Genomic DNA, 13,249 nt, shown 5'->3' with positions numbered 1-13,249 from the left:
GGCCGGTGTCCGCGCCAGCCGAGCGCGCCGCACTCCGAGATCGGGGAGACGCTCGTGGTCGAGGATGACGGCCCGTTGGTCAAAACCATGAGTGCCCTGGATGGGCTGGCTGCGGCTGTCCGTGACGACCAGCCGAGCCAGTACCGGGAGGCCCTGGCGCGCGCTCGCAGTCTGGGCTGTACCGCCGAGCAGATCATCGATGCCTACCAGTGGGGTCAGCGCCTCCGGTGGCGGAGCGAGCCGGTGTCGTTTGACCAGGAGGGGCGCACCGATGGCGATTGACCCGACCGTTGACCAGACCGTGCCCATCGTGATCGACGGGGCCGCTCCCTCCGAGCAGGTGCGGGCCGAGCTGGCGGCGGCCGGGCGGCCGGTGCTGCTGGCGTTCTCGCGCGGGAAGGACAGCCTGGTCACCTGGCTGGCCCTGCGTGAGGCCGGCGTGGATGTCCGACCGTTTCACCTGTACCTCGTGCCCGGCCTGTCGTTCGTGGACGAGTCCGTGGCGGAGTACGAGCGGTTCTTCGGCGTGAAGATCCCGCAGTTCCCGCACCCGAGCCTGTGCCGGTGGTTGAACGCGCTCACGTTCCAGCCGCCGGAGCGGATCGCCGTGATCGAGGCGGCGCAGCTCCCGGAGCCGGACTACACCGACATCTCCCGCCTGCTGTGCACGGAGGTCTACGGGCTGGACCCGGAGCAGACCTGGACAGCCGACGGGGTGCGGGCAGCGGACTCGCCAAACCGGCGCAGTGCGATGAAGCAGCGCGGGCCGTGGCGGGAACGGATTCACAAGGTCAGCCCGGTGTGGGACTGGCGCATCCGGCATGTCCGCGAAGCGCTGGCCCGACACCACTGCCCACTGCCGCCGGAGTACGAGTGGTTCGGCCGATCCTTCGACGGGCTGGACATCCGTTTCCTGGAACCGATCCGGCGGCATCGGCCGCAGGACTACCAGACGATCTTGGAGTGGTTCCCGCTCGCGGACCTGGAGGTGTTCCGTGCCGGACTCCAACGATGACCTGCTGGCCCAGCTCTCCGGCATGGCCGTCGCGGGCGGCGATATGTCCAACGAGGACATCCTCGGGCTGCTCAACGCCGAGCCGGAACCCGATCCACTGTCCGCAGTGGACTACACCGGAGATGTGGAGGCCGACGCTCACGCCGAGCTGAACGCGATCCAGCAAGCCTTCCGTGATCGCGCCAAGCGGGAAGAGGAGCGGTTCCGGCTCGCGACGGACTCGGAGTTCTGGTTCGTCCTGTGCTTCCGAACACGGGAGGACAAGGAACTGTTCCTGCGCAACGCCAAGCTGATGGGCGTGGGCGACAAGTACCTCGACGGGTACGCCGCTGCGCGAATCCTCGGTGTGCCCATGGAAGACGAATAGCTGAGGGGAGGGACGACCATGTTTGGACGGCTTAGGAGCGCAGCACGCAGCGTGGCCCGCAGGCTCAGCATCCGCGCAGCGGGCGCTGGCCGGGGCCGCAGCTCCGGCACCTGATCCCACGTCCACTCGGGCCTCGCCGTTAGGTAAGAGCCACCGGGGCGCAACGAACGGAACGCGTCAAGCCCGGCCGCCCGAGCCACCCACCCCGACGACCACAGCCAGCCAGGAGGGAAGACGCATGGGCAAGCGCGGACCAGCTCCGAAACCGACCGCGCTGCGCGTGCTGCACGGCGACCGACCGGACCGGATCAATAACGACGAGCCGCTGCCCGCCGAGGGCGGCATCACCGCGCCGGACACCTTGTCCGACGACGCACGGGCAGCGTGGGACCGGCTCGCGCCCGACCTGATCGCCTGCGGAGTCCTGACCGCCTGGGATGTCGACGGCTTCGCGATGGTCTGCGAGGCGCTGGCCCGCTACCGAGCGGCGACGAAGCTGGTCAACGGCAGCGCCCTGCTTGTGCAGGGTGCCAACGGGTTCGTGAAGAACCCGGCGTTGGTCGTCCAGCGCGAGGCGGAGATGACCTTCGCCCAGCTCGGCGCCCGCTTCGGACTCACGCCCTCGGACCGCTCGCAGTTGAAGGTGGAGCGTGGCGGCTCGGCGGACAACGCCGCCCGGCTCCTCTCCTGACGCAGGCACCGACGAGCCGCCCGCGTGTGGGTTCACGCTCGATGACCTGACCTGCACCGAACACGGCGAGCACTTCTGCCGGCCCCGCGCCAACCACGCCATCGCGTTCGCCCAGGAACTGTGCCGCCACACCAAGGACCGGTGGGCACGCCGTCCGTTCATCCTCGCCGAGTGGCAGCGCGAGGACATCGTTGGTCCGGTCTTCGGCGAGGTCGTCTGGGACGAGGAGTGGGAGTCCTACGTCCGCCGCTACCGCATCGTCTGGATCGAGGTCGCCCGCAAGAACGGCAAGTCCGAGCTCCTGGCGTTCATCGCGCTCTACCTCCTAGTCGCCGACGGCGTGGAGGGCGCGGAAATCTACGGCTGCGCCATGGACCGCGGCCAGGCCGCGAAGGTCTTCGACGTCGCCGCCCGCATGGTCAAGCTCTCCCCGGTTCTGAGCGCCCGCCTGGCGGTCAAGGACCACATCAAGCGGATCATCGACGAGCGCACCGGCAGTTACTACGAAGTCGTCGCCGCCGACGCGGCAGGCAACCTCGGCCACAACCCGCACGGCGTGGTCTTCGACGAGGTCCTGACCCAGCGCAACGCCTCGCTCTGGGATGCCATGCGCACCGGCATGGGTACCCGCGCGCAGCCGCTCATGGTCGCCGCCACCACCGCGGGCGACGATCCCGCCAGCTTCGCTCGCAGCGAACACGACGAGTGCCTGCGCATCACCGACGACCCGGAGCGGGCACGGCACCGGTTCGCCTACATCCGCAACGTCCCCGAGGACGCCGACCCGTGGGACGAAACGAACTGGCCGCTTGCCAACCCCGCGCTCGGCGACTTCCTGTCGATCAAGGCCCTGCGCGAGGAAGCCCAGGAAGCCAAGAACGACCCGTCCAAGGAAAACGCCTTCCGGCAGTACCGCCTCAACCAATGGGTCCAGCAAGCGCACCGGTGGATGCCCATGCACCTCTACCGCCAGTGCACCGGCACGGTCGCGCCGGCCGCGGACTGGCTACGCGCCGAACTCGCGGGACGCCGCGCCTACGGCGGCCTGGACCTCGCAGCCAAGCTCGACCTCACCGCCTGGGCGCTCGTCGTCCCCGACGGGCTCGATGGGCAGGCGTCGATGCTGTGGCGCTTCTGGCTCCCAGAAGCCGCAGTGACCTTCCTCGACCAGCGGACCAACGGGCGGATCTCGCAGTGGGCCGACGGCGGATGGATCACCGTCACGCCCGGCGACGTCATCGACTACGACGTGATCTACGCCGACATCGCCGCCGACTGCAACACCTTCCGCGTCATGGCCGCCGGATACGACGAATGGTCCGGCGAACCCGCGCGCCAAGCCATCCAGAAGCGCACCCGACTCGACCTCAGTCCGATTCCGCAAACCTTCCGGGGCATGACCTACGGCATGACCGAGCTGATGGCGCTCACCCGCTCACGCACCTGGCACCACCACGGCAACCCCGTCGCCGAGTGGGCCTTCGACGCCGTGGAGGTCCGCCATCCGCCAGGCGATGCGGACCAACTCCGCCCAGACAAGCCGGACCGGGCGGCCGTTGGCAAGCGCATCGACGCAGTGCCCACCGCCGCCATGGCCGTCACTCGCTGGCGTGAGCTGGCGGCCAAGCACGCGCGGCACGGCGGAATGATCATCCGCTGAGCGGGTCTCGATGGTACAAGTTGAGGTAGTCCACGTCAGCTGCGACAGGCGACTCGTCCCACCAGCGAATGTCGGCTCTGCGTATCCCGGCCGTCATGTCGAACTCATAGTCTTCAGTGGACACGAGTTGCCTGAATTGCAACGCGGTTACGTCTTGAAAACGTGATGCGATGAACACAAACGGGTGTTCTTCAACTGGCGGACAGAAGCCCACAGTCAGCATCGCGAAACTCCAAACGCGACACGGGACCTGTACACCGTCCACCGATACATCCGTCAACGGCCACGTGCCCCTGCTTGCGGTGACCTGCTGGATGTGATGGAAAACGGCACGCCTGCTACCACTGTCGATTGGTTTATTAACCCGTTTGCGAGGTACTGCCGACGAAACAACTTTCGTCACAGCGTCTTGAACAACATATTCTTCCAGATTCAACCTCTGGCCGATCGCTGGATCAAATGATCCCACCATAACGTGACGTGTAGGACACTGCAGATCGGTGTTCGGTTCGGATCTATGTGCAAGCCAAATCTCTACGATGTTCTGATTTGAGTCAACTTCAAAGAATTGCAGGTGCTGACTGCCATGCCAGTTCGAGATGCCGAACACGTCCATCTCGCCTGACTTGTGCAGCATCTCACCTGAAAGGTCCCCATGAGTCACGCGCTCACGGTACCACCGCTCACCGAGGGTGGCACCGCGAGAGCGGCCGGCCAGAGTATACGAGAGTGAGGCGCAGCCCTTAGCGCTGCGTGATCACTTGGATGTACTCATCGCAGACGTCTTTCCCCCAAACGTTTTTCACGGTGGCCACCCATCTTCCACTCTGCTCAATCAGGTAATTCACGCCGTGTTGGCCACCGCCAGGCGCGGCGTTGTATGCTTTCGATTCTTTTCCATCGCTGAATGTGTAATAAACAAGTCCCGGGTTACCGCCGAGCCAGCGGCTGAGTCCGCTGTAGTTGATGGAAACGATTGCTTCCCCGCCAGAATCACTGACTCCGATGTACTCCCCAAACCAGGAATTGCAATCCGGCAACGCCTTGAGCGAGCCGGCCGCTGTTGAAGCGGAAGCCGTTTCGGGAATAAGAAGCGCGGCGAATGAGAGCAGTGTCGCCACGGCAATTCTTAGGCTTTTCATTTTCCCCCTTCGCGGGATGAGTAATTGATGATCCCTGACCCGCACTCTTGAACGTACCGGCGGCGAATGGCAGTCCTACCGCCGTTGGTGTAAGACCCGCACCACCTTCGGGTGGCGATCGACTACTTACTGTTAGGAGGGGGCTTGACCCGAAGTACCGCAGGGCCCTCCGTAACTGATACTCAGTGGCTTGTCAGGCTCGTCAATGCCCACAACGCCGAGCTACCGGACCTGACCGCGCTGCTGAACTACTACGAGGGTCGGCAGCCACTCAGCTACATGCACCCGGAGTTGCTGGCGACGTTGGACGATCGGGTGCGGCAGGTCGTGCTTAACTGGCCGAGGTTGGTAGTTGACGCGCTGGAGGAGCGCATCGACCTCGACGGGTTCCGGCTCGGCGGGCAGCCGGAGGCGGACACCGAGCTCAGCCACGTGTGGCAGTACAACGACTTGGATGCCGGCTACCAGCAGGCTCACGTGACCGCGATGGTGATGCGGCGCTCGTACGCGATCGTCGGCACCAACCCGAAGCTCGGCGACCGGAAGTACCCACTGGTCACGATCGAATCGCCGCTGGAAGTCCACGTGGAGCTGGACCCGGCCACGCGGCAGGTTGTCGCGGGGATCAAGCGGTGGAGTGACACCGCGCTGGACGGCACCATCCAGTGGTTCACGACGCTGTACCTGCCCGACTACACCGTCACCTACGCCGCCGACGGCGGCAGCTTGGTGGAGATCAGCCGCGACGATCACGAGCTGGGCGAAGTCCTGGTGGTGCCGATCGTGAATCGTCCACAGCTGTGGGCGCCGCTGGGGACAAGCGAGCTGAACGACGTGATCCCGATCAGCGACGCGGCCTGCAAGGTCGCCACGGACATGATGGTCAGCGCCGAGTTTCACGCGATGCCGAGGCGCTGGGCGTTGGGCTTCGACGAGGCGGACTTCACCGACGACAAGGGCAACAAGATCAGTCCCTGGCAGACCATCGCGGGGAAAATCTGGTCGACCATCAAGAACAAGAAGGACGACGGGGTCGAGGTCGGGCAGTTCCCGGAGGCGGACCTGCGCAACTTCCACGACACCCTGCGGACCCTGGCGGTGCAGGTGTCCACGGTGTCCGGGATGGCCCTGCACACCCTGGGCTACAGCTCGGACAACCCGGCATCGGCCGACGGCATCCGCGCCGCCGAGGCCCGGCACGTCAAGCGGGCCGAGAGGCGGATCAAGGGGTTCGAGACGGCGTGGGAGCGGATCATGCGCCTGGTCCTGCTGGTGCGGGACGGGTCGGTGCCGGACTCTGCGCGGTGGATGGAGACCGTCTGGGCCGATCCCGCGACGCCGACGTTCGCGCAGCGCTCGGACGCGGTGGTCAAGCTCTACCAGGCGGACAAGCTGGTGCCGCGCCGGATGGCCCGCCGGACGCTGGGGTTCACCACGGCGCAGATCGAGGACATGGAAGCCGAGGACAAGGCCGACGTCACCCGCGCGGTCTACGACCCGGCAGGCGACTTCGGTCCGAAGCCCGAGCAGTCCCCGGAAGACCAGTCAGGCGGTCAGCAGGCTCAGCGCCAGGCCGTAGACGTCGCCGCCGCGTGAGTCGCCGGACGCAGCCATCTCGATCGCGGCGGACACCGCTTGCTCAGCCGCGGTCCTGGTGACGCCCAGCTCGGCGGCCGAGCGGTAGTAGTCCAGCTCGGCCAGCTGGTGCCACGGCTGCATGCCCGCCACCCGCCGTAGTAGCTCCTCGCGGTCCATGGCGATGCGACTGCTCGCGTCCCGCGTCCCGTTCCCTCATTCGCTCGAACAGGTGGCGCCGTGACCGCACAACTGACGCGACCTCTGCGGCACGTTGATGCCACACAGGTGATCGTCCGGCGGCAGGCCGAGGTGATCCAGCGCAGCTGGCGTTCTCTCGAGTTCGGTGGCCTGCGCGGCTCTTTCGCCGCTCACGTGCTGCCGGTGTTCCTCTCCGCGGTCACGGACGGGCAGACCCAGGCCGCCGCGCTCGCCACCCCGTACGTCGCTGACGTGCTTGGAGAGGCAGACGAGCTAACTCCGTCGGTGGTGCCCGCAGCGTTCGCCGGCGTCGGCGCGTCCGGTCTCCCGTTGGCCGCGCTCGCCGAGCTGGTGTTGTGGCGGCTGCTGGCCGACATCGGGGCCGGGATGAGCGCCACCGATGCGGCAGCCCGCGGGCTTCGGCGAGCGTTGACCTACGCAGGCACCGAGATTACCGACGCGGGCCGCACCGCCACCCAAGTGCAGCTGATCGCGGACACGCGTGTCGCTGGCTACGAGCGCGTGGTCAAGCTCCCGGCGTGCGACCGGTGCGTGATCCTCACCGGACGGCTCTACCGGTACTCCGAAGGCTTTCGGCGGCACCCGCGCTGCGACTGCTCGATGCGGCCGGTCACGGCCGAGCAATACCGCACCGAGAACCCCGACAACCACCCGCGCGCCCTGTTCGACGCCATGACCGCGGCCGAGCAGAACGCACGGTTCGGTGTCGGCAACGCCGACGCGATCCGGGCCGGGGCCGACCTGTCCCAGGTGGTCAACGCCCGCCGAGGCGCGATGCCGGTCGCTGGACGCTGGACCACCCGCTCGGGCACCACCAGCCGCGGACTGGCCGGCGCACGCCTGGGCCAGCTGGCCACGGTCCCCACATCCAGCGGCGGCCGGTACCGCCGCACGCAGCTCGCGCGGCCAACGGCAGGCCAGGTCGTCACCGACTACGCCGACCGGTCGCGAGACGAGCTGATCGCAGCACTGCGCCGCTACGGCTACGTGCTCTGACCCGCCCCATCACCCCGCGCCGCACGGCGCACCGCCCCCTTCACCACCCCCTGACCTGATGCCGCACGGCGTCGGGCGATCCCGCACGGGAAGGCACCACCGATGACCGAACCGGCCAACACCGGCACCAGCACCGCAGAGGGAACCCAGACCGGCCAAGAAGACCCCGAGGGCACCGGGTCCACTCAGGACCCCGGCAAGGCCAAGGAGGCCGCCGAGCCGGACTACAAGGCGCTCTACGAGAAGACGCTCGCCGAGTCGCGCAAGTGGGAGTCCCGGTCCAAGGACAACGCGAGCAAGGCCAAGAAGTGGGACGAAGCCGAGGCGGCCAACCGCACCGAAGCCGAGAAGGCCGCAGCCCGCGCCGAGCAGGCCGAAGCACGTGCCAAGACCGCCATCACCTCAGCTGTGAACGCCGAGATCCGCGCCGCCGCATCCGCTTGGACCAACCCCGCTGACGCGGTGCGCTACCTAGACGACAAGGACCGCTACATCGGCGACGACGGCGAAATCGACACCAAGGCCATCGCCGAGGACGTCGCCGCCGCCGCGAAGGAACGCCCGTACCTGTTGGCGGCCAACGGTTCCGGCAAGCGCGGCCCGAACCCCGACCCCGGCCAGGGCGCTCGGGGGTCCGCCTCGATCACTGACCAGATTCGCGACGCCGAGCGCAAGGGCGATCACCGCACTGCGCTCGCCCTCAAGGCCCAGCAGCTCCTCAGCGCCAACAAGCGCTGACCCTCCCGGCCGCGGTGTCGGGTGTCCGAAGTAGACAGGAGTTTCGATGCCTGGCATCACCGGCATGCTCAACACGTTCAACAGCCCCAATTATGTGGGCGAATTGTTCGCGATCACCCCGACCGACACGCCACTGCTGTCGTCCATCGGCGGTCTGACCGGCGGCCAGTCGGTCGACACGACGATCTTCACCTGGCAGACCTATGACCTGCGTGATCCCGACGCCAACCGGCAGCGCTTGGAAGGCGCGGACGCGCCCCCGCCCGAGGCGCGGGTCCGGCAGAACGCGTTCAACGTGGTGGAGATCCACCAGGAAGCGCTGGCCATCACCTACACTCGCGAGGCCGCGACCGGACAGTTCGCGGTCACCGGGTCGAACGTGCCCACCTCGGCGAGCATCGGCGGGACAAACCCGGCCGGGGACGAGTTGGTCTGGCAGAGCCAGCGGCAGCTGGAGCAGATCGCCCGCGACATCGAGGTGTCGTTCATCTCCGGCACGTTCGCGCAGCCCGAGGACAACACCCAGCCCCGCAAGACCCGCGGCCTGCTCCAGGCGATCACGACCAACGTGGTCACCAACTCCACGCCGGTCGAGCTGACCGAGACGCTGATCGTGGACTTGCTCCAGAAGACCTGGGAGAACGGCGGCATCCGGATCTCCGAGACCGCCACGATCATCTGCAACGCCTGGCAGAAGCGGATGCTCACCAAGGCGTTCATCACTGACAAGGGCTACAAGGAGTCCACCCGCAACGTCGGCGGGGTCAGCCTGGACACCATCGAGACCGACTTCGGGCGGCTGAACATCATGCTCAACCGGTACATGCCGACCGGCACGGTGATCGTCGCGTCGCTGGACGAGCTGGCGCCGGTGTTTTTGCGTATCCCCGGCAAGGGGTTTCTGTTCACCGAGCCCCTGGCGAAGACCGGCGCCAGTGACAAGTACCAGATTTACGGCGAGGTCGGCTTGAAGTATGGCAACGAGCGCGCCCACGGCAAGATCAGCGGGCTGACCACTGCCCCGACCGGCGCGTGAGGCCCACCGGTCATGCGCTTCGTCAACGACATCTACCCCGAGCTGGTCATCGCCGATCTTGGCGTCCGCTTCACAGGTGGCCAGGCCGAAGTGGACACCAAGACGGCCGCCTTGCTGCGCAAGCTCCCTCCCGAGCTGGGCGTCCGGCCGGCCAGCGACACGGCCAGCGACCTGGGCGCCAACCCGGACGTACCGAAGCCGGACGCCAAGGCACGTCCCAGCGGGCGCCGCGATGGCTGACCTGCCGGAACTGTTCACCGCCGCCACCTTGACGGCGCTGTCCGGTCGACCGTGCACCGACGAGCAGGCCGCGGCCATCGAGTCTTGGGTGCGCGCGGTGCTCACGGCCGAAGTCGGCGAGCTGCCCGTACCGCTCCCCGCAGGCGTGGCGGCCGTGGCGCTCGAACTCGGGCGCGGCGCCGTGCCCTCACCGGGCGGGGTGGCGTCCACGACCATCGGGCCGTACTCGGCCACCTATGCCGCCACCGGCACGGGCGGCGGGGCGCTCTCCCGCGATCAGCGGATGCGGGTGCTGCGCTCGGTCGGGCGCGGCAAGGCGTTCGACATCGACACCACCCTTACTGCGCCCGTGACGTCCTTTGTGGACGGCAAGCCGTGGTGATGGGCCTGACCGGAGAGACAGTCACCGTGTCCAGGCCCGGCGGCACCAACCGCTACGGCGACCCGCTGCCCGCCACCGAGCACCAGGTCACCGGCTGCGTCATCGCACCGGCCGGGTCCGACGAGCAGACCGACCGCCAGGAGCAAGTGACCCGGCGAGCCACCGTCTATGCCGACGTCGACGCCGACGTGGGCGCGACCGACCGACTGGTCCTGGCCGACGGCACCCGCTGGCAGGTCATCGGCGACCCGCAGCGCTACCGCAGCCCGTTCGCACCGGCAGGGGTCTGCCAGGTCCACATCGAAAGGGTCACCGGATGAACAGATCTGTCCACTTTGAACCAAACCCGGCGGGGATCGCGGCCCTCCTGCGCTCGGAGGAAATGCGAGAGTTCGTGATGAGCCGTGCCCGTGCTGGCGCGCAGTTCGCCGCCCGCATCGCACCCCGCCGGACCGGCGAGTACGCCGCGGCCATCCACGCCGAGGACGGCGGACTCGGCGGCGCCCACGGGGACCGTGTGATGGGGCTGATCGTGGCGAGCGCCCCGCACTCGGCCGTAGTCGAGTGGGGCAACGTCCACCAGGACCACCCGTACCACGTCCTCGGCCAGACCCTAGGCATCGTGCAGGCGGGCTGATGGGCGACCATCTCGCACCGTGGCCCGACGCGGAAACGGTGCTGCTCGACCTGCTAGAACCACTGGCCGCCACGGTGACGGCAACGCCCGCCGATCTCACCGCGCCCCTGATCCGCGTCCAGCGCGTCGGTGGCTCCGACGACGGGATCACCGACTACCCGCGTATGGAGATCGCCTGCTACGGCGCGGATCGCGCGCAGGCGTGGCAGCTCGCCGAGCAAGCACGGCAGCTCATCCTCGGTTCCGTCCGTACCCAGGTCGGCACCGGCGATGACCGCGTGCTGATCGACAGCGCCCGCACCGACAACCCGCCCACGCAGGTGCCGTGGAACACCACCGACGACATGCGTCGAGTCGTCGCCTACTTCCGCTTAGCGTGGCGACGGCCGCGGATAGGGACCTTTAGCGATTAGCGCAATTCGCCTGATGCTCGCAAACGCTCAATAACGCGAAGATAGGCTGCGTCTATCGCTTCGCGATCGATGTTGACAAGACCGGCGGCCCTTCGCGTCTTCCCGTCGCCGAACCATATCTGCGCATAGAACAGACCGTACATTGGACTATTATTAATCCGATGATAGTAAAGCGGATAAGCTCGCGTGAGCGTTGACCCACCTTCGAGGCGATACGTAGGCTCGCCATCATCTTCAAACGATCCCGGATGTCCGTCGCCCGCGAACCTAATTGCGACGTTGATGATGTCAATCGGCTGGCGTCCACGATTGACAATATGCAATTCAAACGACGGAGCTATCGTTTGGCCTATTTGCGGGAAGTGCCACTGTACGCCGTGGTTCATCTCATCGGGCGTTCCTATAAAAAAGCCAAGCTTTAAAGCGCCGAACACGCTCGGGCCATTTCGCCTAAAGGAGAAGTAGGCAAAGAGAAGCGACAGTGCAGATACGCCGAGCGACAGAATTGAGATAAACAGCGCCATTGCTATGCCTCCTCTTTGCCTGAGTGCATCAAGGCTAGCAACCTTCGGATGCTGTGGTTAGGGAGAACTGATGACCGGGCCGACAACCACGACCTACGACGAGCTCAAGAACAAGCAGAGCGAACTGATCCGCAAGGCGCTGGAGGGTTCGATCTTCATCGCCAGCGACACGGCGCCGCTGCCGACCACCCTGACCGCAGGCGCGGACTCGCAGCTCCTGCCGTTGCCCGAGGGCTACACCGACATCGGATGGGTGGACAAGGGCGACGGCGCCACCTGGTCCCGCTCGGTGGACACGTCCGACGTGGAGAGCTGGGGCGCGGTCGAGCCGACCCGACGTGACATCACCAAGCAGACCGACGGGTTGAAATTCGTCGCACAGGAGACCAAGCGGCAGACCTTGGAGCTCTATGAGGGCATCGATCTGTCCAGCGTGGTGCCGGACCCGACGACCGGTGAGGTCACCTTCGACCGTCCGTCGCGCCCCTCGACCAAGTACTACCGCGTCTTCGGGCTGTTCGTGGACGGCGCCGGGGTGGACACGATCTACGTCGCGAAGGTGCTGCCCAAGGCCAACGTCACCGATCGCGGCGAGCAGAAGTGGACCGACAGCGACACCCCTGTCGGCTACGACGTGACGCTGACCGCGAACTACGACGAGGTCACTGGTACTGCGATCCGCTACTTCTTCGGCGGTCCTGGCTGGAAGTCGCTGCTGACGCAGATGGACTTCGCCACCGCATGAGACGTGGCGCGGCGCTGGCGGACGGGGTGGCCGTTGCGCCGCGCCACATCCCACTCGGACACCACCCCGGACAGGAGTGCGTCATGACGACGCTCCAGGCCCCCGATGGCACCCGCTACGAGACCGACAACGACATCGAGGTGCGGACTCTGACGCTCGGCCACGGCTATCGGGTCCTCGCCGGCAACGGCGACGAGGGCGGCGATCAGCCCGGCAAGCAGCCCGAGGAGACGCCCGAGCCGCCCGCGCAGCCCACCGAGCCTCAGCCGGCCAGCGAGCTCACCAGCGACCCGGCTCAGCCGGAGTCGGACATGCCCGCGTTCTGACCCGAGGAGACCACCCCGCGATGGCGAAGACCTACAAGTTCACTCAGTACATCAGTCAGGCCAAGGTCGAGCCGTTCCCGCTGGAGCTGGACGACGGCCAGGTGCTCCAGATTCCGGCGCCGGATGGCGACACGGTGCTGGAGATCGAGGAGTCGCGTAGTTCGCGGCGCACGCTGGCATTGCTGTGCGGGGAGCACTACGAGCGAGTGCGGGAGCTGGTCGGCTCCGCGCCCGCCTCGGTGCTCAACGCGTTGGTCACCGACATGGTGGACCACTTCGGGCTCTCGCCGGTGCCGCCGGGGGGTTCGTCGGCCTCGTTGCGCTGATCGAGGATCGCGGCGAGGCGATCGAGTACGACCTCCAAGCTGAGCTCGGCGTTGACCTGCTCGACTTCTTCCGTGGCCGGCGTCCCTGGCCGCAGCTCATTCGGCTGATCGAGCGGCTGCCCGATCACAGCCACTACAAGGTCTCGATCCACGACGACGACGAGTTGCTGCACCGGGCACGCCAACTCGAGACAAGCCGTCCGGCCGCATCAAG

General features: G+C 66.9%; 21 protein-coding genes. 17 read left to right on the top strand and 4 right to left on the bottom strand.

Going from position 1 to position 13,249, the window contains the following annotated elements; translation table 11 throughout:
* Positions 1-54 precede the first annotated feature (54 nt).
* From EV186_RS15225 to EV186_RS15205, 5 genes are all read left to right on the top strand, one after another.
* Entirely contained in the window at positions 55-282 is a 228-nt protein-coding gene (locus EV186_RS15225) for a hypothetical protein (protein ID WP_133849860.1), read from the top strand.
* A complete protein-coding gene (locus EV186_RS15220; protein ID WP_208115605.1) occupies positions 272-1,015 on the top strand; it encodes an adenine nucleotide alpha hydrolase family protein in 744 nt (247 codons plus the stop codon). Before EV186_RS15225 ends, EV186_RS15220 begins: the two co-directional genes overlap by 11 nt.
* Positions 996-1,382, top strand: a complete 387-nt coding sequence (locus tag EV186_RS15215) for a hypothetical protein (RefSeq protein WP_243754047.1) — start codon at positions 996-998, stop codon at positions 1,380-1,382. Before EV186_RS15220 ends, EV186_RS15215 begins: the two co-directional genes overlap by 20 nt.
* 238 nt (positions 1,383-1,620) lie before the next feature.
* A complete protein-coding gene (locus tag EV186_RS15210; RefSeq protein WP_133849859.1) occupies positions 1,621-2,073 on the top strand; it encodes a phage terminase small subunit P27 family in 453 nt (150 codons plus the stop codon).
* Positions 2,033-3,733, top strand: a complete 1,701-nt coding sequence (locus EV186_RS15205) for a terminase large subunit (RefSeq protein ID WP_133849858.1) — start codon at positions 2,033-2,035, stop codon at positions 3,731-3,733. Before EV186_RS15210 ends, EV186_RS15205 begins: the two co-directional genes overlap by 41 nt.
* Here the strand turns inward: EV186_RS15205 and EV186_RS15200 are convergent.
* Together EV186_RS15200 and EV186_RS15195 are read right to left on the bottom strand one after the other, a co-directional pair.
* Positions 3,723-4,397 carry a hypothetical protein gene (locus EV186_RS15200; RefSeq protein ID WP_133849857.1) on the bottom strand — a complete coding sequence of 225 codons (675 nt, stop codon included), beginning with the start codon at positions 4,395-4,397 and terminating at the stop codon, positions 3,723-3,725. The genes EV186_RS15205 and EV186_RS15200 overlap by 11 nt on opposite strands.
* A 79-nt stretch (positions 4,398-4,476) precedes the next feature.
* Positions 4,477-4,854: a hypothetical protein gene (locus EV186_RS15195; RefSeq protein ID WP_133849856.1), complete on the bottom strand. Its 378-nt coding sequence runs from the start codon at positions 4,852-4,854 to the stop codon at positions 4,477-4,479.
* Positions 4,855-5,019: 165 nt separating this feature from the next.
* Here EV186_RS15195 and EV186_RS15190 point away from each other — a divergent pair, with 165 nt between their 5' ends.
* Positions 5,020-6,471 (top strand): phage portal protein, encoded by a 1,452-nt coding sequence (locus EV186_RS15190; protein ID WP_133849855.1) that lies wholly within the window; start codon positions 5,020-5,022, stop codon positions 6,469-6,471.
* On the opposite strand, the gene EV186_RS15185 is transcribed toward EV186_RS15190, so the two are convergent.
* A complete protein-coding gene (locus tag EV186_RS15185; protein WP_133849854.1) occupies positions 6,421-6,630 on the bottom strand; it encodes a hypothetical protein in 210 nt (69 codons plus the stop codon). The genes EV186_RS15190 and EV186_RS15185 overlap by 51 nt on opposite strands.
* A 60-nt stretch (positions 6,631-6,690) precedes the next feature.
* Between EV186_RS15185 and EV186_RS15180 the strand changes: the two genes are divergently transcribed.
* From EV186_RS15180 to EV186_RS15145, 8 genes are all read left to right on the top strand, one after another.
* Positions 6,691-7,668: a VG15 protein gene (locus tag EV186_RS15180; RefSeq protein ID WP_133849853.1), complete on the top strand. Its 978-nt coding sequence runs from the start codon at positions 6,691-6,693 to the stop codon at positions 7,666-7,668.
* Between the two features lie 102 nt (positions 7,669-7,770).
* A complete protein-coding gene (locus EV186_RS15175) occupies positions 7,771-8,406 on the top strand; it encodes a hypothetical protein (protein WP_133849852.1) in 636 nt (211 codons plus the stop codon).
* 46 nt (positions 8,407-8,452) lie between these two features.
* Positions 8,453-9,442 (top strand): SU10 major capsid protein, encoded by a 990-nt coding sequence (locus EV186_RS15170; RefSeq protein ID WP_133849851.1) that lies wholly within the window; start codon positions 8,453-8,455, stop codon positions 9,440-9,442.
* A gap of 12 nt (positions 9,443-9,454) precedes the next feature.
* Positions 9,455-9,682 (top strand): hypothetical protein, encoded by a 228-nt coding sequence (locus tag EV186_RS15165; RefSeq protein WP_133849850.1) that lies wholly within the window; start codon positions 9,455-9,457, stop codon positions 9,680-9,682.
* Positions 9,675-10,064 (top strand): hypothetical protein, encoded by a 390-nt coding sequence (locus EV186_RS15160; protein WP_133849849.1) that lies wholly within the window; start codon positions 9,675-9,677, stop codon positions 10,062-10,064. Before EV186_RS15165 ends, EV186_RS15160 begins: the two co-directional genes overlap by 8 nt.
* A 26-nt stretch (positions 10,065-10,090) precedes the next feature.
* A complete protein-coding gene (locus EV186_RS15155) occupies positions 10,091-10,384 on the top strand; it encodes a hypothetical protein (protein ID WP_133849848.1) in 294 nt (97 codons plus the stop codon).
* A 62-nt stretch (positions 10,385-10,446) separates the two neighbouring features.
* Entirely contained in the window at positions 10,447-10,701 is a 255-nt protein-coding gene (locus tag EV186_RS15150; protein ID WP_133849847.1) for a hypothetical protein, read from the top strand.
* On the top strand, positions 10,701-11,114 hold the full coding sequence (locus tag EV186_RS15145; RefSeq protein WP_133849846.1) for a phage tail termination protein: 414 nt from the start codon (positions 10,701-10,703) through the stop codon (positions 11,112-11,114). The genes EV186_RS15150 and EV186_RS15145 overlap by 1 nt, the downstream gene beginning before the upstream one ends.
* Here EV186_RS15145 and EV186_RS15140 read toward each other — a convergent pair.
* The gene (locus tag EV186_RS15140; protein ID WP_133849845.1) at positions 11,111-11,638 is read right to left on the bottom strand and encodes a dsRNA-binding motif domain-containing protein; all 528 of its coding nucleotides are present in this window, start codon (positions 11,636-11,638) and stop codon (positions 11,111-11,113) included. The two genes, EV186_RS15145 and EV186_RS15140, sit on opposite strands and share 4 nt — an antisense overlap.
* Before the next feature lie 70 nt (positions 11,639-11,708).
* On the opposite strand from EV186_RS15140, the gene EV186_RS15135 reads away from it, so the two are divergent.
* The 3 genes from EV186_RS15135 (at position 11,709) to EV186_RS15125 (ending at position 13,035) form a co-directional block, all read left to right on the top strand.
* On the top strand, positions 11,709-12,383 hold the full coding sequence (locus EV186_RS15135; protein WP_133849844.1) for a phage tail tube protein: 675 nt from the start codon (positions 11,709-11,711) through the stop codon (positions 12,381-12,383).
* Positions 12,384-12,466: 83 nt separating this feature from the next.
* Positions 12,467-12,709 carry a hypothetical protein gene (locus EV186_RS15130; RefSeq protein ID WP_133849843.1) on the top strand — a complete coding sequence of 81 codons (243 nt, stop codon included), beginning with the start codon at positions 12,467-12,469 and terminating at the stop codon, positions 12,707-12,709.
* 20 nt (positions 12,710-12,729) lie between these two features.
* Positions 12,730-13,035 carry a hypothetical protein gene (locus tag EV186_RS15125; RefSeq protein ID WP_133849842.1) on the top strand — a complete coding sequence of 102 codons (306 nt, stop codon included), beginning with the start codon at positions 12,730-12,732 and terminating at the stop codon, positions 13,033-13,035.
* Positions 13,036-13,249 lie beyond the last annotated feature (214 nt).

Source organism: Labedaea rhizosphaerae (genome assembly GCF_004362825.1).
Lineage (GTDB): Bacteria > Actinomycetota > Actinomycetes > Mycobacteriales > Pseudonocardiaceae > Labedaea > Labedaea rhizosphaerae.
Note: the sequence above shows the minus strand (reverse complement) of the source record. Positions and strands in the feature narration are given on the sequence as shown.

What these genes read in the sequence shown, in the direction of transcription:
- EV186_RS15175 (WP_133849852.1), top strand. Translation starts at nt 7,771, where the DNA reads ATGACCGAACCGGCCAACACCGGCACCAGCACCGCAGAGGGAACCCAG.
- EV186_RS15150 (WP_133849847.1), top strand. Translation starts at nt 10,447, where the DNA reads ATGCGAGAGTTCGTGATGAGCCGTGCCCGTGCTGGCGCGCAGTTCGCC.
- EV186_RS15145 (WP_133849846.1), top strand. Translation starts at nt 10,701, where the DNA reads ATGGGCGACCATCTCGCACCGTGGCCCGACGCGGAAACGGTGCTGCTC.
- EV186_RS15185 (WP_133849854.1), bottom strand. Translation starts at nt 6,630, where the DNA reads ATGGACCGCGAGGAGCTACTACGGCGGGTGGCGGGCATGCAGCCGTGG.
- EV186_RS15140 (WP_133849845.1), bottom strand. Translation starts at nt 11,638, where the DNA reads ATGGCGCTGTTTATCTCAATTCTGTCGCTCGGCGTATCTGCACTGTCG.
- EV186_RS15125 (WP_133849842.1), top strand. Translation starts at nt 12,730, where the DNA reads ATGGCGAAGACCTACAAGTTCACTCAGTACATCAGTCAGGCCAAGGTC.
- EV186_RS15210 (WP_133849859.1), top strand. Translation starts at nt 1,621, where the DNA reads ATGGGCAAGCGCGGACCAGCTCCGAAACCGACCGCGCTGCGCGTGCTG.
- EV186_RS15165 (WP_133849850.1), top strand. Translation starts at nt 9,455, where the DNA reads ATGCGCTTCGTCAACGACATCTACCCCGAGCTGGTCATCGCCGATCTT.
- EV186_RS15160 (WP_133849849.1), top strand. Translation starts at nt 9,675, where the DNA reads ATGGCTGACCTGCCGGAACTGTTCACCGCCGCCACCTTGACGGCGCTG.
- EV186_RS15170 (WP_133849851.1), top strand. Translation starts at nt 8,453, where the DNA reads ATGCCTGGCATCACCGGCATGCTCAACACGTTCAACAGCCCCAATTAT.
- EV186_RS15135 (WP_133849844.1), top strand. Translation starts at nt 11,709, where the DNA reads ATGACCGGGCCGACAACCACGACCTACGACGAGCTCAAGAACAAGCAG.
- EV186_RS15130 (WP_133849843.1), top strand. Translation starts at nt 12,467, where the DNA reads ATGACGACGCTCCAGGCCCCCGATGGCACCCGCTACGAGACCGACAAC.
- EV186_RS15220 (WP_208115605.1), top strand. Translation starts at nt 272, where the DNA reads ATGGCGATTGACCCGACCGTTGACCAGACCGTGCCCATCGTGATCGAC.